The organism is Mycobacterium persicum (genome assembly GCF_002086915.1).
GTDB lineage: Bacteria > Actinomycetota > Actinomycetes > Mycobacteriales > Mycobacteriaceae > Mycobacterium > Mycobacterium persicum.
Genome location: NZ_MWQA01000001.1, coordinates 696,817 through 718,385 on the forward strand (window position 1 = coordinate 696,817; position 21,569 = coordinate 718,385).

A 21,569-nucleotide genomic window follows, 5' to 3' on the forward strand; every position below is an offset into this window, starting at 1 on the left:
AGCGGCACGAGCGGCCGCGTTGGGCTACAGCGACAGGTAGGTGCGCAGTTCGTAGGGCGTGACGTGGCTGCGGTAGGTCGCCCATTCGCGGCGTTTGTTGCGCAGGAAGAAGTCAAACACGTGCTCCCCCAAGGCCTCCGCGACGAGTTCGGAGGCCTCCATGGCACGCAGCGCGCTGTCCAGGCTGGACGGCAACTCCCGGTAGCCCATGGTGCGGCGTTCCTCGGGGGTGAGGTCCCAGACGTTGTCCTCGGCCTGCGGGCCCAGAACGTAGCCCTTCTCCACGCCCCGCAGTCCGGCGGCCAGCAGCACCGCGAACGTCAGGTAGGGGTTACAGGCCGAGTCGGGGCTGCGCACCTCGATGCGCCGCGACGAGGTTTTGTGCGGGGTGTACATCGGCACCCGCACCAGTGCCGAGCGGTTGGCCGCGCCCCACGACGCGGCGGTGGGCGCCTCACCGCCCTGCACCAGCCGCTTGTAGGAGTTGACCCATTGATTGGTCACCGCGCTGATCTCCGAGGCGTGCTCGAGGATTCCGGCGATGAACGACTTGCCGACGTCCGACAGTTGCAGCGGATCGTCGGGGCTATGGAAGGCGTTGACGTCGCCCTCGAACAGACTCATGTGGGTATGCATCGCCGAACCCGGATGCTGCCCGAACGGTTTGGGCATGAACGTGGCCCGCACACCTTCTTCCAGCGCGACTTCTTTGATGACGTAGCGGAAGGTCATTACGTTGTCGGCCATCGACAACGCGTCGGCGAAGCGCAGATCGATCTCCTGCTGGCCGGGCGCGCCCTCGTGGTGACTGAACTCCACCGAGATGCCCATGAACTCCAGCGCCTCGATCGCATGCCGGCGGAACTTGGAGGCCGATTCGTGCACCGCCTGGTCGAAGTAACCGGCGTTGTCGATCGGAACGGGCTCCGTCCCGTCTTCGGGACCGGGCTTGAGCAGGAAGAACTCGATTTCGGGATGCACGTAGCAGGAAAAGCCGAGTTCGTTGGCCTTGGTCAGCTGCCGGCGCAGCACATGCCGGGGATCAGCCCACGACGGTGAGCCGTCCGGCATGGTGATATCGCAGAAGATCCGCGCCGAGTGGTGGTGGCCGGAGCCCGTCGTCCACGGCAGCACCTGGAAGGTCGACGGATCCGGGTTGGCCACGGTGTCGGATTCCGACACCCGGGCGAAGCCCTCGATCGAGGACCCGTCGAAGCCGATGCCCTCCTCGAAGGCGCCTTCGAGTTCGGCAGGGGCGATGGCGACCGACTTGAGGAAGCCGAGCACGTCGGTGAACCAGAGCCGAACAAAGCGGATGTCGCGTTCTTCGAGCGTGCGCAGGACGAATTCCTTTTGCCGATCCATAACTGGAACCCTATGCAAGCTCTGTTAATACCGTGTTACCAATGCCCGGCCAGACACGTTGCCAAGCCGGCTCAGGACCCGCAGCGAAGATTGGCCGGCGGCAATGTCAGTTCGACGAAGTAGCGCACCACCGCGGTGTCCACACAGTCGTTGCCGTCGAACACCGCCGTGTGCTGGGTGCCGTCGTAGGTGATCAGCGCGGCGCCCAGCTGCCGGGCCAGGTCTACCCCGGCCTGATAGGGGGTGGCCGGGTCGTGGGTGGTGGAGACCACCACGACCTTGCCCGGCGCAGCGGGTGCGGCGGCGTGTGGTGTTGAGGTCGCCGGTACCGGCCACAGCGCACACAGATCGCGCGGCGCGAAGCCGGTGAACTGCCCGTAGCTGAGGAACGGCGCGGCCTGGCGGAACTGCTGATCGGCCGACACCCACGACGCGGCGTCCGTCGGCGCCGGCGCGTCGACACAGCGAATCGCGTTGAACGCGTCCTGGTCGTTGTCGTAGTGGCCGTCGCGGTCGCGGCCGTAGTAGTCGTCGGCAAGCACCAGCAGGTCGCCGGCATCGGTGCCGCGCAGCAGCCCCAGCAGGCCACTGGTCAGGTACTTCCAGTGCTGCGGGGTGTAGAGCGCGTTGATGGTGCCGGTGGTGGCGTCGGCATAGCTCAGGCCGCGCGGATCCGTTGTCTTGCCCGGGCTGGCGGCCAGCGGGTCGACCAGCGCGTGGTAGCGATTGACCCACTGGGTCGGGTCGGTGCCCAGCGGGCAGGCCGTCGAGCGCGCACAGTCCGCGGCGTAGTCGTTGAAAGCGGTTTGAAATCCGGCCAGCTGCTTGACGTTTTCCTCGATCGGGCCGATGGTCGGGTCGATCGCGCCGTCGAGCACCATCGCCCGGACGTGGGCGCCGAACCGCTCGAGGTAGGCGGTGCCCAGCTCGGTGCCGTAGCTGTACCCGAGGTAGTTGATCTGGTCGTCACCCAGGGCCTGGCGGATCAGGTCCATGTCGCGCGCCGCCGACGCGGTCCCGACGTTGGCCAGGAACCCGGGGCCCATCCGGTCGGCACAGTGCTGCGCCAGCTCTCGGTACACCTGCTCGATGTGGGCCACACCGGCCTGGCTGTAATCGACCATCGGGTCGCGCCGGTAGGTGTCGAACTCGGCGTCGGTACGGCACCGCAGGGCCGGTGTCGAGTGGCCGACCCCTCGGGGGTCGAAGCCCACCAGGTCGAAGTGACGGGCGATGTCGGTGTCCTTCAGTTCGGGCGCCATCCCGGCGACCATGTCGACCGCGGACGCCCCGGGCCCGCCGGGGTTGAGCAGCAACGACCCGATCCGCTGCCCGGTCGCGGGAACCCGGATCACCGCCAGCGTGGCCTGCGCGGCGCCGGGATGGTCGTAGTCGACCGGGACCGACACCGTCGTACAGCGGGCCGTCGGAATGTCGCCGGAGTCGGGGAGGAAGGCGGAACACGAGCCCCAGTTCTGCTGCTGCGCCGCGGCCGCGGGCGTTACCGGGCCTTGGGTCTGACCGGTGTCGGCCTCGGGGGTCGCGCCGGCCGACGGTAGTTGACCGCCGAGCACGAGTCCGAATGACAGCAGCGCCGAGCTGAACGGTCTCAGACGCGACATGGCCAGCATCGTCTCACCCACGGATACCTGTCGCAGCGCGAACTGGTCACGCCTTGATCTCGTATCGGCGTGGTGCGCGGTGGGTGTGCGGCGGCCCTCAGCCGGCGCCGACGGTCGCCGCTTCCGCCACTTCTTCGTGTCGGCCGACGTGGGCTTCGGCGCGCATGCGTTTCACCATGTGCGGGTAGTGCAGCTCGAAAGCCGGCCGCTCCGAACGGATTCGGGGCAGTTCGGTAAAGTTGTGCCGCGGCGGCGGGCAGCTGGTGGCCCATTCCAGCGAGTTGCCGTGGCCCCAGGGGTCGTCGACCAACACCGGTTCGCCGAAGCGCCAACTCCTGAATACGTTCCACGCGAACGGCAGCACCGAGATGCCGAGGATGAATGCCCCCACCGTGGAGACCACGTTCAGCGTTTGGTAGCCGTCGGTGGGCAGGTAGTCCGCGTAGCGGCGGGGCATCCCGGCATTGCCCAGCCAGTGCTGGACCAGGAACGTGGTGTGAAAGCCGATGAACGTCAGCCAGAAATGCAGCTTGCCCAGCCGCTCGTCGAGCAGCCGTCCGGTCATCTTCGGGAACCAGAAGTAGACGCCGGCGTAGGTGGCGAAGACGATGGTGCCGAACAGGGTGTAATGGAAGTGCGCCACCACGAAGTAGCTGTCGCTGACGTGGAAGTCCAGCGGCGGGCTGGCCAGCATCACGCCGGTCAAGCCGCCGGCCAGGAAGGTGACCAGGAACCCGAACGAGAAGAGCATCGGCGTCTCGAAGGTCAACTGGCCCCGCCACATGGTGCCGATCCAGTTGAAGAATTTGAGGCCGGTGGGGACCGCGATCAGGAACGTCATGAAGGAGAAGAACGGCAGCAGCACCGCGCCGGTGACGAACATGTGATGGGCCCACACCGCCACCGACAGCGCCGCGATGGACAGGGTCGCATAGACCAGCGTGGTGTAGCCGAAAATCGGCTTGCGGGCAAACACCGGGATCACCTCGGAGATGATGCCGAAGAACGGCAGCGCGATCACGTACACCTCGGGATGCCCGAAGAACCAAAACAGGTGCTGGAACAGGATCACCCCGCCGTTGGCCGCGTCGTAGATGTGGGCACCGAGGTGGCGGTCGGCGGCCAAGCCGAACAGCGCGGCGGTCAACAGCGGGAAGATCATCAGCACCAGCACGCTGGTGACCATGATGTTCCAGGTGAAGATCGGCATCCGGAACATCGTCATGCCCGGTGCGCGCATGCACACCACGGTGGTGAGCATGTTAACCCCGCCCAGGATGGTGCCCAGACCACCCACACCCAGGCCCAGGATCCACAGGTCGCCACCGGGGCCGGGACTGTGGATCGCGTTGGACAGCGGGGTGTAGGCCGTCCAGCCGAAGTCGGCCGGGCCGCCCGGGACGATGAAGCCGCTCAGCGCGATCAGCGCGCCGAAGATGAACAGCCAGAACGACAGCGCGTTGAGTCGCGGGAAGGCCACGTCGGGGGCGCCGATCTGCAGGGGCAGCACCAGGTTGGCGAAGCCGAAGACGACGGGGGTGGCGTAGAACAGCAACATCGCGGTGCCGTGCATGGTGAACAACTGGTTGTACTGCTCGTTGGACAGGAATTGCAGCCCGGGTGCGGCGAGTTCGCCGCGGATCAGCAACGCCATCAGCCCGCCGATGAAAAAGAAGATGTAGCAGGCGACCATGTACATGATGCCGATCATCTTGTGGTCGGTGGTGGTGATGATCTTGTAGAGCAAGTTGCCCTTCGGCCCGACCCGGGCCGGAAACGGCCGGCGGGGCTGAAGGTCTTGGGCGGGCGGCGCTTCAGTGGTCATGGGTTGACTCCAGGGGGTCTCATGATCCGAGCGGCATCGGAGCAGCGTCGTAACGGCATTCGGACAAGCCGCCCAAGTATTCCGGCGCGCCACCGCCGCGCCCTAGGGCCAAACGTCCCTAGTTTCCGCGGGAACTTTGTGGTGAGACTCGCCAATTCGCCGGGGGTCGGTTGTCCTGTTAAGGGGTCGGTTGTCCTGTTAAGAGGCCGGCGTCCGCCCGACACACGCGTCGAGATCGACGCCGGCGCAATCCCCCAGGCTCGACGAAGCTACGGGGGTGCCCACCTACTCTTAGTCGCCGAGTTCGCCCGCCGGCGTCAGCATTTCGCGCCGCTCGGCGGGGTTGTCCCGCCGATCAGGTAAGCCGTGACGTAGTCGTCGACGCAGCTGTCACCCTGGAAGACCACGGTGTGCTGGGTTCCGTTGAACGTCAGCAGCGAGCCGTGCAGCTGGTTTGCCAGTTCAACTCCGGCTTTATAGGGCGTGGCCGGGTCATGGGTGGTCGACACCACGACCGTTGGCACCAGGCCCGGCGCCGAGACCGCGTGCGGCTTGCTGGTCGGCGGCACCGGCCAGAATGCGCAGGTGCCCAGTGGCGCGTCGCCGGTGAACTTGCCGTAGCTCATGAACGGCGCGAGCTCGCGGGAGCGGCGGTCCTCGTCGATGATCTTGGCGCGGTCGGTAATCGGCGGCTGGTCAACGCAATTGATGGCCACCCGCGCGTCCGTGGCGTTGGTGTAATGGCCGTGCGAGTCGCGGCGCATGTACATGTCGGCCAGCGCGAGCAGGGTGTCGCCGCGGTGGTCGGCCAGCTCCGAAAGGCCGTCGGTCAGGTGACTCCACAGATTCGGCGAGTAGAGCGCCATGATGGTGCCCACGATCGCGTCGCTGTAGCTGAGTCCCCGCGGGTCGTTGGTGCGCGCCGGCCTGCTCACCTGCAGGTTGTTGGGGTCGACCAGCGGGTCGACCAGGCTGTGATAGACGTCGACGGCCTTGGCCGGGTCGTTGCCCAACGGGCAGCTACCGTCCTTGGCGCAGTCGGCGGCGTAGTCGTTGAAGGCGTCCTGAAATCCCTTGGCCTGACGCAGATCCGCCTCGATGGGATCGGCGTTGGGGTCGACCGCGCCGTCAAGGATCATCGAGCGCACCCGCTGGGGGTAGGCCTCGGCGTAGGCGGAGCCGATCCGGGTGCCGTACGAGTAGCCGAGGTAGGTCAGTTTGTCGTCGCCCAGTGCCGCGCGGATGGCATCGAGGTCCTTGGCGACATTGACCGTCCCGACGTTCGCCAGGAACTCCTTGCCCATCTTGGCGACGCAGCGGCTGACGAATTGCCTGGTTTCCTCTTCAATGCGGGCCACCCCCGCGGGGCTGTAGTCGACCTGCGGTTCCGCCCGTAGCCGGTCGTTGTCGGCGTCGGAGTTGCACCACAGTGCCGGACGCGAGGACGCCACGCCACGCGGGTCGAAGCCGACGAGGTCGAACCGTTCATGGACCCGCTTCGGCAACGACTGGAAAACGCCCAGCGCTGCCTCGATACCTGATTCGCCCGGACCACCGGGGTTGATGACCAGCGAACCGATCTTGTCCCCCGTAGCCGGGAATCGAATGAGGGCCAGGGCCGCGATGTCACCGTCGGGATGGCCGTAGTCGACCGGCACGGCGAGCTTGCCGCACAGCGCGCCGCCGGGAATCTTCACCGCCGGATTGGAGCTGCGGCACGGCGTCCACTGCACGGGCTGTCCCAGCTTCGGCTCGGCCATCCGAGCGCGCCCGCCGACCACGCGGATGCAGCCCGCGAGAACCAACGCCACGGTGGCGAGCGCGGTCCAGATCAGCAACATGCGCGCGAACTTTTCGCGGCGAGACAGGCACATGGCAACCTATGGTGCCAGAGCCGGCCGAAGATGCTGGCTAACGACCGTCGTGGGACAAATCACCCGACGGCCGCCAGCAGTTCTTCCATGGCGATAGCAAACTCGTCGGCCATTTCCCACAAGTCTGGCAGCAGTTCCGGACACGAGACGAGACCGATGTCCAACTTGCCGTTGAGCGACATGACCGTGATATTGAGACCGGAGCCGTGAAAGATCGGCCCCAATGGGTACATCGACTTGACCTGGCAACCCAGCAGGTACAACGGAACCTGGGGCCCCGGCACATTGGAGACCACCAGGTTGTGCACCGGCAGGCTCTCGGTCAGCCGGGTCTTGGCGTAGACGCGCATCGCCACTCCGAAAACGGCCGGCGCGGCGAACTGTGACCAATCCTGCAACAGCGTCGCGCCGATGGCCGAACTATGGCCCTTGGCAGCCGAATTCGCTTGGGCGATGGCCCGCAGACGCTCCACCGGGTCGGCGATTTCGGTGTGCAGGCTGGAGAACATCGCCGAAACCTGGTTACGACCGGGACGATCGGACTTGCCGTGCACCGACACGGGCACCGACGCCACCAGCGACGAGTCGGGCAGGGCGTTGCGTTCGGCGAGATATTGCCGCAGCACCCCGGAAACCAGCGCCATCACCAGATCGTTCACCTTGACGCCGAAGTGGTTTTTCACCGTCTTGATGTCCTCGAGGTCCAGTTCGGCGTAGGCGATGGTGCGGCGGCCGCTGATGCTGGCGTTGAACACGGTGCGCGGCGCGGCGAACGGGCGTGCCATGGTCAGGCCGTCGCGGGCCCGCAACACCGTGGAGACCACCGAGGACACCGTCTGCGGCATCACGTTGGCCAGCTGTAACGGTCGCGCCGCGAACCTGACCAGGCCGCCGGCGGCGATCTGCCAGCCGCTGCCGCCGCCGACTCCGTCCACCGGATCCGGCGCGGGCGCGTCGGCTTCGGTGGTACACAGCTGCGACATCAGGTTGGCGCCGGTCACGCCGTCCACGGCGGCGTGGTGCACCTTGGTCATGATCCCGATGCGGCCCCGGTGATGGCAATCGGTACCTGCCACGCCTTCGACGACCCACATCTCCCACAGCGGCCGGCGGCGATCCAAGGGCAGCGACGCGATATGTCCGCAGATCTCCGAGAGTTCCGCCCGGCCGCCCGGTGACGGCAAACCGATGCGGTGCACATGGCGATCGATGTGGAAGTCGTCGTCGTCGACCCAGACCGGATGGTCGAGGTTCAACGGGCTGCTGGCGAGCTTCTCCCGGAACTCCGGCAGCGCTTTGACGCGAAGCGACAATGCCTCGCGCAGCCGGTCGAAGGTGTAGCCGCCCGGCATCGTCGAGGTGTCCAAGTCCATGATCGAGCACACGTGCATCGGCTGGGACGAGGTTTCCAGGTACAAGAAGCTGGCGTCGAGGCCACTGAGCCGCTGCATCCGCCGATGGTAAGCCGATTCACGGGGTCCCACAGTGTATCTACGCCGAAGAGATGGCAGACTGTGAGTGTCAAGACGAACCCGGGGACCCGAGCTGGGCCACGAGGATCGACCCGACCAACACCTAGGGACAATGATGTCTGAGCAGAATATCTACGGCGCCGGCCCGTCGACGCCCGCCGACCCGGCCGCGCCACGAACCAAGATCCGCACCCACCACCTGCAGAAATGGAAGGCCGAAGGCCACAAGTGGGCCATGCTCACGGCCTACGACTACTCGACCGCGAGGGTCTTCGACGACGCCGGCATTCCGGTGCTGCTGATCGGCGATTCGGCCGCTAACGTCGTCTACGGCTACGACACCACGGTGCCGATCTCGGTCGACGAGCTGATCCCGCTGGTCCGCGGCGTCGCGCGGGGCGCCCCGCACGCACTGGTGGTCGCCGACCTGCCGTTCGGCAGCTACGAGGCCGGACCCACCGCCGCGCTGGCCGCGGCCACCCGGTTCATGAAGGAAGGCGGCGCGCACGCGGTCAAGCTGGAAGGCGGCGAGCGGGTGGCCGGGCAGATCGCCTGCCTGAGCGCGGCGGGCATCCCGGTGATGGCCCACATCGGCTTCACCCCGCAAAGCGTCAATACTCTGGGCGGGTTCCGGGTGCAGGGCCGCGGCGACGCCGCCGAGCAGACCGTGGCGGATGCGATCGCCGTCGCCGAAGCCGGAGCGTTCGCGGTGGTGATGGAGATGGTGCCGGCCGAGCTGGCCACCCAGATCACCGGCAAGCTGACCATTCCGACGGTCGGAATCGGAGCCGGGCCCAACTGCGACGGCCAGGTCCTGGTCTGGCAGGACATGGCCGGTCTCAGCGGCGGCAAGGCCGCCCGCTTCGTCAAGCGCTACGCCGACATTGCGGGCGAATTACGCCGCGCTGCAAGGCAATACGCCGACGAGGTGGCCGGGGGGGCCTTCCCCGCCGAGGAGCACTGCTTCTAGGTCTTCTCGATGTTCTGGGTCGTCACTGGCACCGGTTCCGGAAGTCGGTCAGCGGCTGGCGAATGCCCTGCAGGTCGGCATGAACCGCCGGGTTGGCATCCATGTACTGCTGCAGCTGGTCACGGATATCCTCGCGGGGCTGACCCTTGAGGCTGGTGAAGTAGTCGTTGACGTCTGGATGGGTGAACAGATAGGCGGAGGTCGCCGCCGCCACCCCCGCCGAAACCCCGGCCAGGTCGGCTGCCGTGCAATTCGGCGGTGGCGGCGCGGGGTCGCCCGGATCCGCCCAGGCCGACCCGATGCCGCCCAACAGCATCGCGGCGCTGATCGCACCGGCGCCCAGCCCGCCGGCGACCACGCCGGACTGGGCACAACCCAACAACAACATCGACAACTCCTTCGTCAGGGATCCGAAGGGGATCCGATCGGCCTCCCACAGCCGAGCCGCCGCGGTGGCCCGCACCGCAAACGATAAGTGGTTCCGGCGACACGCATCGACCAACATGCCGTATCAGCCGGACCCGAGGCTGGGCCGGGCGGCCAACCCCGGGTGTGGCACTCTCTATGAGGCCTATCCACGATGTACGACCGCGGCGACGCGCTGTCACCGGAGGCGAAATGCCCGTACCTGCGCCGAAGATGGCGCGTCAGCTGGAGGTCGAGCGCAAGTTCGACGTCGTCGAGTCGACGGTGTCGCCGTCGTTTGACGGCATTGCGGCCGTGGCCCGGGTCGAGAAGAAGCCGCCCCAGGAGCTCGACGCGGTGTACTTCGACACCCCCGCACAGGATCTGGCCCGCAACCGGATCACCCTGCGACGCCGGACCGGCGGCCCCGACGCCGGTTGGCACCTGAAGTTGCCGGCCGGGCCGGACACCCGAACCGAGATCCATGCCCCGATCACCGGTGAGGACGCCGTGCCGGCGGAATTGCTGGATGTGGTGCTGGCGATCGTCCGTGACCGTCCCGTCGAGCCGGTCGCGCGGATCACCACCAGGCGGGAAAGCCAGTTTCTCTACGCCGCCGACGGCACCGCGTTGGCCGAATTCTGCAACGACCACGTCACCGCGTGGTCGGCCGGACAAGCCGACGACTCCGATGCCGGGCCCGCCGAACAGCAGTGGCGGGAATGGGAACTCGAGCTCATCGACGCGATCGGAGCCGCCGGTGACGAGCTGCTCAACCGGCTCAGTAACCGGTTGCTGGACGCCGGGGCCGCCCCCGCCGGGCACGGCTCCAAGCTGGCCCGGGTGCTGGGCCGGACGTCACCGTCGGCGCGCGGCCCGGCGCCGGTGGATCCGGTCCACCGGGCGGTGGATCCGGTCCACCGGGCGGTGGCCCAGCACGTGGAAGAGCTGCTGACGTGGGATCGCGCGGTGCGCGCCGACGTCGACGACTCGGTGCACCAGATGCGGGTGACCACCCGCAAGATCCGCAGCCTGCTGCGGGAGGCCCCGGATTCGTTCGGATTGGCCGACGGCGCGTGGGTTCTCGACGAACTGCGTGAGCTCGCCGGTGTTTTGGGGGTGGCGCGTGACGCCGAGGTGCTCGCCGAGCGCTATCAACGCGAACTGGACGGGCTGGACCCGGAGCTGGTGCGCGGGCCGGTGCGCGACCGCCTCGTCGAGGGTGCCCGTCGGCGATATCAGACGGGATGGCGACGGTCGCTGATCGCGATGCGCTCGAAGCGATACTTCCGGCTATTGGACGCTCTCGACGCGATGGTGGCCGAATACCCCGTGACCACACTCGGACCGGGGCCCGAGCCGGCCCCGCCCACCATCGACGCGGCCTACCGCCGCGTCAAGAAAGCCGCCAACGCCGCCAAGGCGGCGCGGGCCGCCCACGCGGCAGGCGAAGCGCCCGAGCAGGCCGAGGACGGCGCGGCCGCAGTAATCCACCCCAACGAGGCCCTGCACCGAATCCGCAAGCGCGCCAAGCGATTACGCTATACCGCGGCGGCTACCGGAGCCAACGGGGTGGCCCAGCAGGCAAAGGCCGTCCAGACGTTGCTCGGAGATCATCAAGACAGTGTCGTCAGCCGGGAACATCTGCTCGAACAGACCGCAGCCGCGCATGCCGCGGGTGAGGACACCTTCACCTACGGGCTGCTCTATCAGCAGGAAAGCGATCTTGCCGAAAGCTGCCGGGCACAGCTCGGTGCGGCGCTGCGCAAACTCGACAAAGCGGTGCGCAAAGCACGACCTTGAGCCGCGCGAGGCAAATCCCGGTGGGGCGCGAGCGCGGGCGAGTTGGCCTGTAAGCCGGATTCTGTTCCCTGCCGCCGCGGCTGAACCAACGGCGGCACGGCGGCGACCATCCATCTGGACACACCGTCACCGGGTGCCTCAAGCGGCCTACCCGCAGACTCGGGCGAGCAACCCTCGAGCGTCTGCGCGGCCGCACCTTGGTGCGGCCTTCTTGGCCTTGCTTCGGGTGGGGTTTGCCTAGCCACCCCGGTCACCCGGGATGCTGGTGCGCTCTTACCGCACCGTTTCACCCTTACCACCGCGAGGATGGCGGTTTGTTTTCTGTGGCACTTTCCCGCGAGTTACCTCGGATTGCCGTTAGCAATCACCCTGCTCTGTGAAGTCCGGACTTTCCTCGACTCGGCGCCGATCCTTGCGAACCAACTCGAGCCGCGGCCGCCCGGCCAACTCGTCCGCGACCAACACCGTACCTCCTGCGCATATTCCAAGGCCAGCGTGCGTTTGGCCGCCGCGAGCAATATCGTTTCGATATCGTCTGCCCCGGCAGCATGAGACGACGGGAGGTGCGGATCGATGTCGTCGACCAGGTGGCAAACCCGCGCCGACTCCGGCGACTGGGACGCCATCGCCGTACAGCTCAGCGCCCACGGCGGCGCTTTGCTACCCAGGCTGGTCACGGCCACCGAGGCGGCGCGCCTCCGCAGGCTGTATACCCAGGACGACCTGTTCCGCAAGACCGTCGACATGGAGCGCCACCGCTATGGCGCCGGCGAATACCGCTACTTTCGACGGCCCTACCCGGAGCCTCTCGAGCAGCTCAAGCACGCCTTGTATCCGCGGCTGCTGACCATCGCCCGGGACTGGTGGGCCAAACTGGGCAGGGACAGCCCCTGGCCGGACACCTTGGACGAATGGCTGCAGATGTGCCATGCCGCCGGCCAGACCAAGCCCACCGCGCTGCTGTTGCGATATCGCACCGGGGATTGGAACGCCCTGCACCGCGATCTCTACGGCGACTTGGTGTTTCCGCTTCAGGTGGTGATCAACCTCAGCGACCCCGCCACTGATTACACCGGCGGCGAGTTCCTCCTGGTCGAGCAGCGGTACCGAGCCCAATCACGCGGCACCGCAACGCAATTGCCGCAAGGGTATGGGTACGCATTCACCACTCGGGACCGCCCGGTTCCCTCGGCTCGCGGGTGGTCGGCCGCACCGGTACGACACGGTATCTCGGTGGTGCATTCGGGGGAACGCTACGCGTTGGGTCTGATTTTCCACGACGCCGCCTGAACCGCCGGTTCAGCCGACCGCGGGCGCGGCGCGGCGTGATCAGCCGCGTCAACACAGTTTTGAATTTTTCTTCAGAACCACTTGACTGATGATAGCTTCGTGAGTGAAGATATCGTCAGTTTCTAGTTCTGGAGGATGTCTGGTGACATACGATCTGGCTGCCCACAACAATTTGCACAGCGAGCAGGGCGCTCGCGCAGGCGAGCACCCCGGACGTTCGCGCAACCCGGTGATCAAGGTTCACGACATCGCCTGGCTGGAGTTCGAGAAGCCCGACCTGAACCGCGCCGGGGCGTTCGCTGCGGCGTTCGGCTTCGCCGTCTCCGCACGCACCCCCGACGAGCTGCAGCTGCGTGGGACCGACGCCGGATCGCCGTGCATCCTCATCCGGCGCGGCCAGCGGTCCCGACTGGTCGGCGCGGCATTCACCGCCCAGGACAAGGACGACCTGCTGCGACTGTCCGACGCAACCGGACGGACCCCCCAGCGGCTGCCCCAAACGCTCGGCGGCGTCTCCGTCGACCTGACCGATCCGGGCGGGCTCACGGTCCGCGTGGTGGCAGGCACCCACCCGTTGGAACCGCTGCCGTCACCGCCGCCGCACACCTTCAACACCGGGCACGAAGTGCAGCGCGTCAACGCCACCCAACGGCCGCCCCGGCGCCCGGCCACCGTGCAACGGCTCGGACACCTGGTCCTGCAGACCACCACCTACCTGCAGACACTCAACTGGTACCTCGACACGCTCGGGATGATCGTCAGCGACTTCCTGTACTACCCGGATCAACGCAACCGCGGACCGGTCATGAGCTTCATCCGCTGCGATCGCGGCATGACGCCCACCGACCACCACACGCTGGCGCTCACATTGGGTCCGGCCAACCGCTACGTGCATTCCGCCTATCAAGTCTGCGACCTGGATTCGCTGGCAGCCGGCGGGCAATACCTGGCCGACTGCGGGTATCGCCGGTCATGGGGTATCGGCCGCCACATCCAGGGCAGCCAGCTCTTCGACTACTGGCGCGACCCGGAAGGGCTGCTCGTCGAGCACTTCACCGACGGCGACATGTTCGACTGCACGCTGGAACCCGGCTGGGCGCCGTTCACAGCTTCCGGCCTTGCCCAATGGGGCCCGCGCGCGACCAAAGACTTCCTCGGTGCCGACCTCAAATCCCTACCGCGAGAAGCGCTGTCGATGCTCCGCGGCTTGCGCGCCGACAACGAATTCGATTCCCGCCGGCTGATCGGCCTGATCAAAGCCGCCAACTCATGAGCGTCTCGATCCTGCGCACCACAGACGCCTGGTGGGTGCAAACCTCCGACGGCGCAACCAAAGTCGATACCGCCGCGGTAAGCACCGGCGAGTTGCTGGCCGACCGAGCTGACATCGACGCCGCCGCGACCGGCGGTGAGCGCGTCGGGGTGGACGGCCTGCGGCTGATGTCGCCGGTGACGACGCCCTGCCGGGTGGTGGCGCAGATGACCAACTTCGCCTCACACGTCAAAGACTCCGGCATGGACCCGAATTCGACTCCGCTGACCTTCTTTCGCAAGGCGTCGGGTTCGATCAGCGGGCCGTTCGATGACATCGTCAAGCCGGCACACGTCCAGTTCTTGGACTACGAGGTCGAGATCGGGTTGGTCATCGGCCGGGAGTTGCCCGTCGGCACCACCGTCACAGCCGCCAATTGGACCGACTACGTCGCCGGCCTGGTGGTGGCCAACGACGTGTCGGCACGCGACATTCAGCTCCCCAAAACACAGTTCTACGAAGCCAAGTCGTATCCGACGTTCACCCCGGTGGGCCCCGCGCTGGTGCTGCTGGATGCCGGTGAGCTCGGGCGCTTCGGCGAGTTGCGGCTGCGGCTGCGGGTCAACGGTGAACTGCGCCAAGACATGCGGGTGGCCGGCGACATGATCTATTCGCCGCTGCAGGCCCTGCAGGGGCTGGCGCGGTTTCAGCACCTGCAGCCCGGAGATCTCGTACTGACCGGCACCCCGGTGGGCACCGCGCTGTCCGCTCCCGCGAAACCCGTCCAGCTCGTCAGTTCGCTACTGCCGCCCGCGGTCAAGTGGAAAGCCTTCTTCAAACGCCAACTGGGCAATCCCAAGTACCTGCACGACGGCGACGTCGTCGAGGCCACCGTCGCCACCGACGACGGCGCGATCGACCTCGGCACCCAACGTACGGCGGTGCGCTACCAGTGATCACTGCACCCGAATCCGTGCCGGTCGCCGTCGTCGGCGCCGGGCCTACCGGGGTCACCGCGGCCACCCTGCTGGCCCAGTACGGCATCCCCGTCTTGCTGCTGGACCGGTGGGAAAGCGTCTACCCGCAACCGCGGGCGGTACACCTGGACGACGAGATCAGGCGGATCATCACCTGGCTGGGAATCGGTGACGAGTTCGCCGCGATCTCGCGCCCGGCCCTGGGGCTGCGGCTGGTCGACCCGGATCTGCGGACGCTGGCTCAGTTCCACCGCGATCCGGCGCACAGCGTGCACGGCTTTCCGCAAGCCAACATGTTCGACCAGCCGGAACTGGAAGAACTGCTGCGGGCAAACCTCAAGAAGCACAGCTGTGTTGCGCTTCGCGGCAACGCCGAAGTCACCGAGGTCAGCCAGCGCGAGCCCGGCCTGGTGCGGCTCAACTACACCGATCGGTGCAGCGGCGAGCAGCACGTCGTCGACACCGGCTACGTCCTGGGTTGCGACGGCGCCAACAGCGTCGTGCGCTCCTCGATCGGTGCCGTGCTGCGTCACCGTCGTTTTGCGCAACGATGGCTGGTCGTCGACGTGGCGACCGACGCCGCGATCGACCAGTGGGACGGGGTACATCAGGTCTGCAGTCCGCACCGGGCCGCCACCTACATGCGCATCGGTGAAAACCGGTACCGCTGGGAATTTCAGCTGCGGGCCGACGAGACCGCCGCTGACTTCGCCACCATGGCGAGCCTGTATCCACTGCTTTCCCCGTGGGTCAACGCGGTACCGGCCGACCGGCTGTCGGTGGTGCGGGTCGCCGAGTACACGTTCCGCGCCGCCGTTGCCAACACCTGGCGCCAGGGCAACGTCTTTCTGCTCGGCGACGCCGCTCATCTGACTCCGCCGTTCATCGGTCAGGGCATGGGCGCCGGAATACGCGACGCGGCCAATCTGGCCTGGAAGCTGGCCGGCGTGCTGACCGAGAACCTGACCGCCACGGTTCTCGACACCTACGAACAAGAGCGAAAGCCGCACGCGCAGCACATGATCGGACTGGCATTGGCCATGGGATGGTCCATGACAGCCGGCGGGCGGGCGGGCGACGCCGTACGCCGTGCCCTGGTGCCCCGGCTGCATCTGGTCCCGGGGCTGCGGTCGCTGTTCACCAACAGCCGAACGCCGGCACTACACAGCAACGCCTTGGTACACAAGACGTTTGACGGATGGCGTCACGCGGGAACGTTGTGCCCCAACGCAATCCTGCCGTCGGGCGAGCGGGTGGACACCGTGCTCGGGACAAAGTTTGCCCTCGTCACCACCAAGACACCCGATTCCCAACTGCGTGAGCGGCTTTGCGCGCTGGGGGCCGTGGTCATCGACGCACCGCCAGGCAGCGAACTTGCCCGCTGGTTACACCGCGGTGGGGTGACGGCGGCGGTCATCCGGCCCGACCGCACCGTGCTGCGCGCCGGTCGGCGGCTGTCCGCTTTGGTTGACGCGGTACCCCGATTTGCGTTGTCCGGCAACAGCAATAGCGCTGATTCTGAGAGGAGATGACGATGCGCAACGATCCCCGTGGTGTCGTGCTGGCGTGCTGCGGCGCGCTGGTGGTGGTCATGTCGGCGGTCGCCGGCGTCAACGTGGCGCTGCCCGACATCGCATTGGACCAAGGGGCCAGCGCGACCGATCTGACCTGGATCGCCGACGCCTACACAGTGGCGCTCGCGGCGCTGGTGCTGCCGGCGGGAGCCATCGGTGACGACTTCGGCCGCCGCCGCACCCTGATCGGCGGCACCCTGCTGTTCGGGCTGGCCAACGTGCTGGCGGCCGCCGCCGGCTCACCGCACACGATCATCATCGCCCGGGTGATCATGGGTATCGGCGCGGCACTGATCATGCCGAGCACGCTGTCGACGATCACTGCCGTCGTGCATCCCGACCATAAGGGCCGCGCGGTCGGCATCTGGGCCGGATTCGCCAGTGCGGGATCGATTATGGGGCTGCTGATCAGTGGCCTGCTGCTCGAACACTACTCATGGCGCTCCACCTTCATCGGCACCGCCGCGATGGCCGCGGCATCGCTGCTCGTCACGGTGGCACTGGTGCCCAACACCAAGAGCGCGGAGGAACCCGCGCCCGACTTCCCCGGGGCCGGTCTGAGTGCCATCGGGATCGGCGCGCTGGTGTACGGCATCATCGAAGGCGCCGACCATGGCTGGACCCATTCCACAGTGGTTGTGGCTTTCGTCGCGGCGGTGTCGGCGATGACCCTGTTCGTCGTCCACGAGTTGCGCGTTGCGCGCCCGATGCTGGATCCGCGGCTGTTCGCCGACGGCGGCGTCAGTTCCGGAACGGCGGCGCTGATCATCCAATTCCTGGGCACCTTCGGCTTCTTCTATGTCGGGCTGCAGTACATCCAGCTGATGCTCGGCTATGGGCCGCTCAAGTCCTCGCTGGCGATGCTGCCGATGGCCGCAGTCGTCCTTCCGGTTTCCGCGATAGCCCCGAAACTCGGTGAGCGCGTTGGCAATCGGCTGGTAATCGCCGCGGGGCTGGCCTGCATGGTTGCCGGCTTCGCCGTGCTGGCCCGCCTCGGCACCGCCTCCACCTACACCGATCTGCTGATCGGCATGCTGGTCTTCAGCGGCGGCCTGGCCTTGTCGGCCACCCCGGCGACCAACACCATCGTGGACTCGCTGCCGCCGGACAAACAAGGCGTCGCCTCGGCGATGAACGACGTCACTCGCGAACTGGGCGCCGCCCTGGGCATCGCGCTGCTCGGCTCCCTGTTCAGCGCCGGTTACCGTAATCACCTCAGGCTGCCGGCGGCGGTGCCGCAGCAAGCGGCCGGCACCATCCGCGAATCACCCGCGGCCGGCATGCACGTCGCCGCCGACCCGCAACTGGGCGCGCTGGGCCCCAACGTCAACGACGCCGTCCGCGATGCCTTCGTCACCGGCCTGTCGCACGCCTTCACCGCAGGCGCCGTCATCACCGGTCTGACGCTGGTTCTCCTGCTGGTGTTCCCGCTGCCGCGACGCGGACGGCACCGCAAGGCGCGGCGTCTGCCTGCGCCGCCGAGCCCGTCGTGGTGGCTGCCGCTGGTGCGCGGCCAGCTGCAGAGAATTCCCCTGCCCACCAAATCGCCAACGCCGCAACGAATCAGCGAGCTCTGAGCTGATCTGATCGGAGGTCCGAAATGTCCTTTGTGAACGCGGCACCGGAAACAATCTCGGCAGCGGCGGCGGACCTCGCCAGTATCAGCACGACGATCGGTGCGGCCAACGCAACGGTTGCGGTCTACACCACTCGGTTGGCGGCGGCAGGGGCTGATGAGGTGTCGGCGGCACTCGCAACGTTATTCGGGTCGCACGGCCGGTTATATCAGGCGGTCAGCCTGCGCGCGGCGGAGTTTCATGAGCAGTTCACGCAGGCGTTGGCCGCGGCATCAATTTCATATTCCACCGCTGAAACGACCAGCACGGCATTGATGCACGACGCGCTCAGCGTGCTGAACGCACCCTCTCAGGCGCTCCTGGGGCGTCCGCTCATCGGCAACGGCACCAATGGCGGCCCAGGGCAAAAAGCGGTGCTTGAGGCAATCCCGTTTCGCCGCCGTAGCCGGCACGGGCGTTTTGCCGAAAGAGCAACGCAGCAAACCCTCTACGAGAGGAACCAGAATGGCAACTCAAGCCGATTTCGCGTACACCGAACCGCCGCAGCGGGTGATCAGCAAACTAGACGACGGGCCGGCGCATGCCGTGCGGTCCGCCGAGGAGATCGTGGCCGGGTTACCCGACACGTCCGCCCGGACGCACCACGACGGTGACCTCGAGCACCTCGGTGCCGTAACGGCCGTGCACCGGTTCGTCGACGCACCGGGCGACAGCGAAACCGTCAGGTGGCACTTCGTGGAATCCGGCGCCGCGTCGGACCCGACGGTGGTGTTCCTGCATGGGCTGCCCGACTCCTGGTGGCAGTGGCACTATGCGCTGGAAGGGCTCGGCCGCCGCTATCACTGCCTGGCCGTCGACCTCAAGGGTTACGGCCAATCCGACAAACGCAGCGGTGATTACCGGCAGGCCGGCGTCGCGGCGCAGCTCGGCGCCCTCCTCGACGAACTCGGTGTCGGCGAATTCATCCTGATCACCCATGACCGCGGCAGTCCGGTCGGTGATCATCTGGTCGCGGCAATGGGTGCGCGGGTGCGGGGATACGGTCGTGGCCAGCAACATCTTTGGCATCTGCACCCGCGACTGCATCCCCAGGAAAAGCTGATGCAGTCGGCGGAGGCGCCGGCGATGCTGCGCGAGGCCCGGCGGTTCGTGACGACCGTCTATACCTGGCTCGCCGAGCGGCCCGTGGCCCGAGAAGACCTGATTCGCACCATCGAGGAGTTCAGCCACCCGGGGGTCGCCACCGCGGTCCCCCGCTACTTCCACTCGTCGTCGTTTCGGCAGGAGTGGGTGGATCGGCGGAGCCGGCTCATCCGGGCCTGGACGGCTCCGGTGCTGCTGCTGCAGGGCGCTCATGATCCGCTGCAGCCACGCGAGTTCTACCGGGAGCCAGAGCTTTTGGCGATGCTGCCGCCGGGCAGCGGCGTGCACCTGTTCGACACCGGTCACTTCTGGCCATTCGAGGCGCCCCAGGCGACGGTTGACGTGCTCACCGATTTCTGCGACCGCGTGGCCCGGAAATCGTCGCCGGTAAGCAGCGGCACGCCGGCATAGTGCCGGGCCGCTTCCGGATGCGACCGCCTGCCGCTCAGACCACCGCGCTCACGCCATCGTCCAGAAAGGGCAACGGCCGCAGGCAAAGTCGATGCGCCTCCTCGGCGGGCATGCCGAACAGCCGCAGTAGGTTCTCGGCGACTTCGTCGGTGGCTTGGGCGGCGTCGCGTTCGGGCTGATCGCACAACAGTTGACCGAGTCCCAACAGCGCGCCGGCGGCAACCGCCATCGCCAGTTCCGGGTCTTCCACGTCGAACCGGCCGGCAGCTGCGGCCGCGGCGATATCCCTCTTGCTACGCGGCGCCAGGCCACGGTCCGAGGTAATCAATTCCAGCCCGTGGGAGAGCACGACACCGCTCTCCTCCGGGCGCCGGCGAAACATTCGGCCGGTCAGCCGGAAGCTGCGCGCGAAGGTCTCCGCGGGATCCTCGGACGCGTCCGCGATGGCGTCCAACAGTGCCCCGTGAGCGTCGAGCACCTCGTTGACCGCCGCCTGAAACAGTTCTTCCTTGCTGTCGAAGTGGTTGTAGAACGACCCGACGCCGACGTCGGCTGCGTGGCTGATGTCCTGCACCGGGACGTTGACCTTGCCGGCGGCGATGAATCGTTGTGCGGCTTTGATCAGGGCGGCTCGGGTGCGCTGCTTTCGACGTTCCTGACGGTTGGCCCGCCTGTCGGAATCATCCACGCAGCTTCTCCTCGTCCCAGGCCGATCTGGCTTTTGCCTCAATACCTCACTATTGACGATACACTCAGAAATCCTTGTGGGGGCGGATGCGTTGCGGCCGCGCCCCGCGCTGCTCATGCGGGGCCGGAAATAGCCCCGAATCAGCTCGGCGAGCCGAAGCAGACCACGTTGCGCGCCCCTCGCCCGGCGGCCATGTCGGTAAACGCCGCCTCGACGTCGTCGATGCCGATGCGTCGGGTCACCAGCGCCTCGATGTCGAGCCGGCCGCGCAAGGCTAGCTCGGCGAGCACCGGGATATCACGGGCCGGGTCGCTGGCGCCGTAGACGCTTCCCTGGATCTTCTTGCCGTCGGCCATCAGCATCAGTGCGGGCAACGTCACCGACTCGGTGAACCCGGCGGCGCCCACCAGCGTGACCGATCCGCCGCGGCGGGTGGCGTCGAAGGCGGCACGGATGGTCGCCGGCTTGCCGACCACCTCGATCCCGTGGTCGACGCCGGCGCCGCCGGTAAGGTCGCGGACTGCGCCGACGAGGTCGGCCGCACCGATGTCGACCGTGTCGATCGCGCCGTTGGCGGTTGCGGCCGGAAGTTGGGCAGCGTTGCGGTCGGCAGCGATGATCCGCGCCGCCCCGGCCAGCCGGGCTCCCTGGATCGCGGCCAGCCCCACCCCGCCGCACCCGATGACCAGCACACTTTCCCCGGGGCGGACCGCCGCGGTGCGCAGCACCGCGCCCACTCCAGTGGTGACCCCGCAACCGAGCAGCGCGGCGTGGTCCAGGGGCAGTGACCGGTCGACCGGCACGACGGCGGCGGCCGGCAGCAGGGTCTCTTCGGCCAGCGTCCCGGCGCCCATCTCCGGCCACACCGGGCCGGTCGGACTGTCGGCATACGGGCCGCCGAAGGCGTGCTTGAGGCCGTGTGGGCAGAGTTGGGTTTCGCCGCGCAGACAGTGCGGGCAGCGCCGGCAGGGCACGTTCCACGTCAGCACGACATGGTCGCCTGGGCTGACGGTGGTGACGGCGCCGCCCACCTCGGTGACGATCCCGGCGCCCTCATGACCCAGCGTGCAGGGCAGCAGCGCCGGCATGGAGCCGTCGCACACCGACAGGTCGGTGTGGCACACACCGCTGGCCTGAAGTCGCACCCGCACTTCGTGGTCGCCGAGGCGCCGCAGCGCGAGCTCCTCCACCGCCGTCGGTCGCCCGGCCTCGCGCAGCACCACCGCCCTCATGGGTCGGCACCTGTGATCCGTGTCATAGCGACTTACGATGGCGAGATAACCGCACCGGGTCAAGGTTGCCTCGGGCGTCGGGTGAGGAG

General features: G+C 67.3%; 16 protein-coding genes, 1 other RNA gene and 2 pseudogenes. 10 read left to right on the top strand and 9 right to left on the bottom strand.

The features are described 5' to 3' along the window. Positions 1-24 precede the first annotated feature (24 nt). The 5 genes from B4U45_RS03095 to B4U45_RS03115 all read right to left on the bottom strand — a co-directional run bounded on the left by B4U45_RS03095 (position 25) and on the right by B4U45_RS03115 (position 8,137). Complete coding sequence (locus B4U45_RS03095; protein WP_063470228.1) at positions 25-1,365, bottom strand: glutamine synthetase family protein; 1,341 nt, start codon at positions 1,363-1,365, stop codon at positions 25-27. A gap of 71 nt (positions 1,366-1,436) precedes the next feature. Next, a complete protein-coding gene (locus B4U45_RS03100; RefSeq protein WP_089025090.1) occupies positions 1,437-2,996 on the bottom strand; it encodes an alpha/beta hydrolase in 1,560 nt (519 codons plus the stop codon). Positions 2,997-3,084: 88 nt separating this feature from the next. Beyond that, positions 3,085-4,812 (bottom strand): aa3-type cytochrome oxidase subunit I, encoded by a 1,728-nt coding sequence (gene ctaD / locus B4U45_RS03105; protein WP_075545245.1) that lies wholly within the window; start codon positions 4,810-4,812, stop codon positions 3,085-3,087. Between the two features lie 317 nt (positions 4,813-5,129). Next, a complete protein-coding gene (locus B4U45_RS03110; protein WP_075545246.1) occupies positions 5,130-6,686 on the bottom strand; it encodes an alpha/beta hydrolase in 1,557 nt (518 codons plus the stop codon). A 59-nt stretch (positions 6,687-6,745) separates the two neighbouring features. Beyond that, positions 6,746-8,137, bottom strand: coding sequence for a WS/DGAT/MGAT family O-acyltransferase (locus B4U45_RS03115; RefSeq protein ID WP_075545247.1), 1,392 nt, complete (start codon positions 8,135-8,137; stop codon positions 6,746-6,748). 136 nt (positions 8,138-8,273) lie between these two features. Here B4U45_RS03115 and panB point away from each other — a divergent pair, with 136 nt between their 5' ends. Further along, positions 8,274-9,128, top strand: a complete 855-nt coding sequence (panB, locus tag B4U45_RS03120) for a 3-methyl-2-oxobutanoate hydroxymethyltransferase (RefSeq protein WP_075545298.1) — start codon at positions 8,274-8,276, stop codon at positions 9,126-9,128. 22 nt (positions 9,129-9,150) lie between these two features. Here the strand turns inward: panB and B4U45_RS03125 are convergent, their stop codons facing one another. Then, a complete protein-coding gene (locus B4U45_RS03125) occupies positions 9,151-9,516 on the bottom strand; it encodes a heme-binding protein (protein ID WP_075545299.1) in 366 nt (121 codons plus the stop codon). Between the two features lie 230 nt (positions 9,517-9,746). Here B4U45_RS03125 and B4U45_RS03130 point away from each other — a divergent pair, with 230 nt between their 5' ends. Further along, complete coding sequence (locus B4U45_RS03130) at positions 9,747-11,336, top strand: CYTH and CHAD domain-containing protein (RefSeq protein ID WP_083154211.1); 1,590 nt, start codon at positions 9,747-9,749, stop codon at positions 11,334-11,336. 34 nt (positions 11,337-11,370) lie between these two features. On the opposite strand, the gene rnpB is transcribed toward B4U45_RS03130, so the two are convergent. Further along, positions 11,371-11,787: RNase P RNA component class A (gene rnpB, locus B4U45_RS03135), an RNA gene on the bottom strand. 122 nt (positions 11,788-11,909) lie between these two features. On the opposite strand from rnpB, the gene B4U45_RS03140 reads away from it, so the two are divergent. From B4U45_RS03140 to B4U45_RS28855, 8 genes and pseudogenes are all read left to right on the top strand, one after another. After that, complete coding sequence (locus B4U45_RS03140; RefSeq protein WP_083154209.1) at positions 11,910-12,626, top strand: 2OG-Fe(II) oxygenase; 717 nt, start codon at positions 11,910-11,912, stop codon at positions 12,624-12,626. 142 nt (positions 12,627-12,768) lie between these two features. Next, on the top strand, positions 12,769-13,899 hold the full coding sequence (locus B4U45_RS03145; RefSeq protein ID WP_075545250.1) for a VOC family protein: 1,131 nt from the start codon (positions 12,769-12,771) through the stop codon (positions 13,897-13,899). Then, the gene (locus B4U45_RS03150) at positions 13,896-14,834 is read left to right on the top strand and encodes a fumarylacetoacetate hydrolase family protein (RefSeq protein ID WP_075545251.1); all 939 of its coding nucleotides are present in this window, start codon (positions 13,896-13,898) and stop codon (positions 14,832-14,834) included. Before B4U45_RS03145 ends, B4U45_RS03150 begins: the two co-directional genes overlap by 4 nt. Beyond that, positions 14,834-16,387, top strand: coding sequence for a bifunctional 3-(3-hydroxy-phenyl)propionate/3-hydroxycinnamic acid hydroxylase MhpA (gene mhpA, locus B4U45_RS03155; protein ID WP_241780129.1), 1,554 nt, complete (start codon positions 14,834-14,836; stop codon positions 16,385-16,387). The genes B4U45_RS03150 and mhpA overlap by 1 nt, the downstream gene beginning before the upstream one ends. A 2-nt stretch (positions 16,388-16,389) precedes the next feature. After that, a complete protein-coding gene (locus B4U45_RS03160; protein WP_075545252.1) occupies positions 16,390-18,006 on the top strand; it encodes an MFS transporter in 1,617 nt (538 codons plus the stop codon). A 23-nt stretch (positions 18,007-18,029) separates the two neighbouring features. Continuing rightward, positions 18,030-18,296 (top strand): annotated as a pseudogene (locus B4U45_RS28850) (PE family protein); the annotation flags it as partial. Positions 18,297-18,338: 42 nt separating this feature from the next. Further along, positions 18,339-18,419 (top strand): annotated as a pseudogene (locus B4U45_RS30255) (PGRS repeat-containing protein); the annotation flags it as partial. A gap of 91 nt (positions 18,420-18,510) precedes the next feature. After that, positions 18,511-19,560 (top strand): alpha/beta fold hydrolase, encoded by a 1,050-nt coding sequence (locus B4U45_RS28855; protein WP_075545253.1) that lies wholly within the window; start codon positions 18,511-18,513, stop codon positions 19,558-19,560. Positions 19,561-19,594: 34 nt separating this feature from the next. Here the strand turns inward: B4U45_RS28855 and B4U45_RS03170 are convergent, their stop codons facing one another. Continuing rightward, positions 19,595-20,248: a TetR/AcrR family transcriptional regulator gene (locus tag B4U45_RS03170; protein ID WP_075545254.1), complete on the bottom strand. Its 654-nt coding sequence runs from the start codon at positions 20,246-20,248 to the stop codon at positions 19,595-19,597. Between the two features lie 140 nt (positions 20,249-20,388). Beyond that, positions 20,389-21,480: a Zn-dependent alcohol dehydrogenase gene (locus B4U45_RS03175; RefSeq protein WP_099287919.1), complete on the bottom strand. Its 1,092-nt coding sequence runs from the start codon at positions 21,478-21,480 to the stop codon at positions 20,389-20,391. Between the last annotated feature and the right edge of the window lie 89 nt (positions 21,481-21,569).

Excerpts from the sequence above, each read along its gene's own strand:
- B4U45_RS28855 (WP_075545253.1), top strand. The coding sequence starts at position 18,511 with ATGGCAACTCAAGCCGATTTCGCGTACACCGAACCGCCGCAGCGGGTG.
- B4U45_RS03140 (WP_083154209.1), top strand. The coding sequence starts at position 11,910 with ATGTCGTCGACCAGGTGGCAAACCCGCGCCGACTCCGGCGACTGGGAC.
- B4U45_RS03130 (WP_083154211.1), top strand. The coding sequence starts at position 9,747 with ATGCCCGTACCTGCGCCGAAGATGGCGCGTCAGCTGGAGGTCGAGCGC.
- B4U45_RS03095 (WP_063470228.1), bottom strand. The coding sequence starts at position 1,365 with ATGGATCGGCAAAAGGAATTCGTCCTGCGCACGCTCGAAGAACGCGAC.
- B4U45_RS03100 (WP_089025090.1), bottom strand. The coding sequence starts at position 2,996 with ATGCTGGCCATGTCGCGTCTGAGACCGTTCAGCTCGGCGCTGCTGTCA.
- B4U45_RS03175 (WP_099287919.1), bottom strand. The coding sequence starts at position 21,480 with ATGAGGGCGGTGGTGCTGCGCGAGGCCGGGCGACCGACGGCGGTGGAG.
- panB (WP_075545298.1), top strand. The coding sequence starts at position 8,274 with ATGTCTGAGCAGAATATCTACGGCGCCGGCCCGTCGACGCCCGCCGAC.
- B4U45_RS03160 (WP_075545252.1), top strand. The coding sequence starts at position 16,390 with ATGCGCAACGATCCCCGTGGTGTCGTGCTGGCGTGCTGCGGCGCGCTG.
- B4U45_RS03150 (WP_075545251.1), top strand. The coding sequence starts at position 13,896 with ATGAGCGTCTCGATCCTGCGCACCACAGACGCCTGGTGGGTGCAAACC.
- B4U45_RS03125 (WP_075545299.1), bottom strand. The coding sequence starts at position 9,516 with ATGTTGTTGTTGGGTTGTGCCCAGTCCGGCGTGGTCGCCGGCGGGCTG.
- B4U45_RS03115 (WP_075545247.1), bottom strand. The coding sequence starts at position 8,137 with ATGCAGCGGCTCAGTGGCCTCGACGCCAGCTTCTTGTACCTGGAAACC.
- ctaD (WP_075545245.1), bottom strand. The coding sequence starts at position 4,812 with ATGACCACTGAAGCGCCGCCCGCCCAAGACCTTCAGCCCCGCCGGCCG.
- B4U45_RS03110 (WP_075545246.1), bottom strand. The coding sequence starts at position 6,686 with ATGTGCCTGTCTCGCCGCGAAAAGTTCGCGCGCATGTTGCTGATCTGG.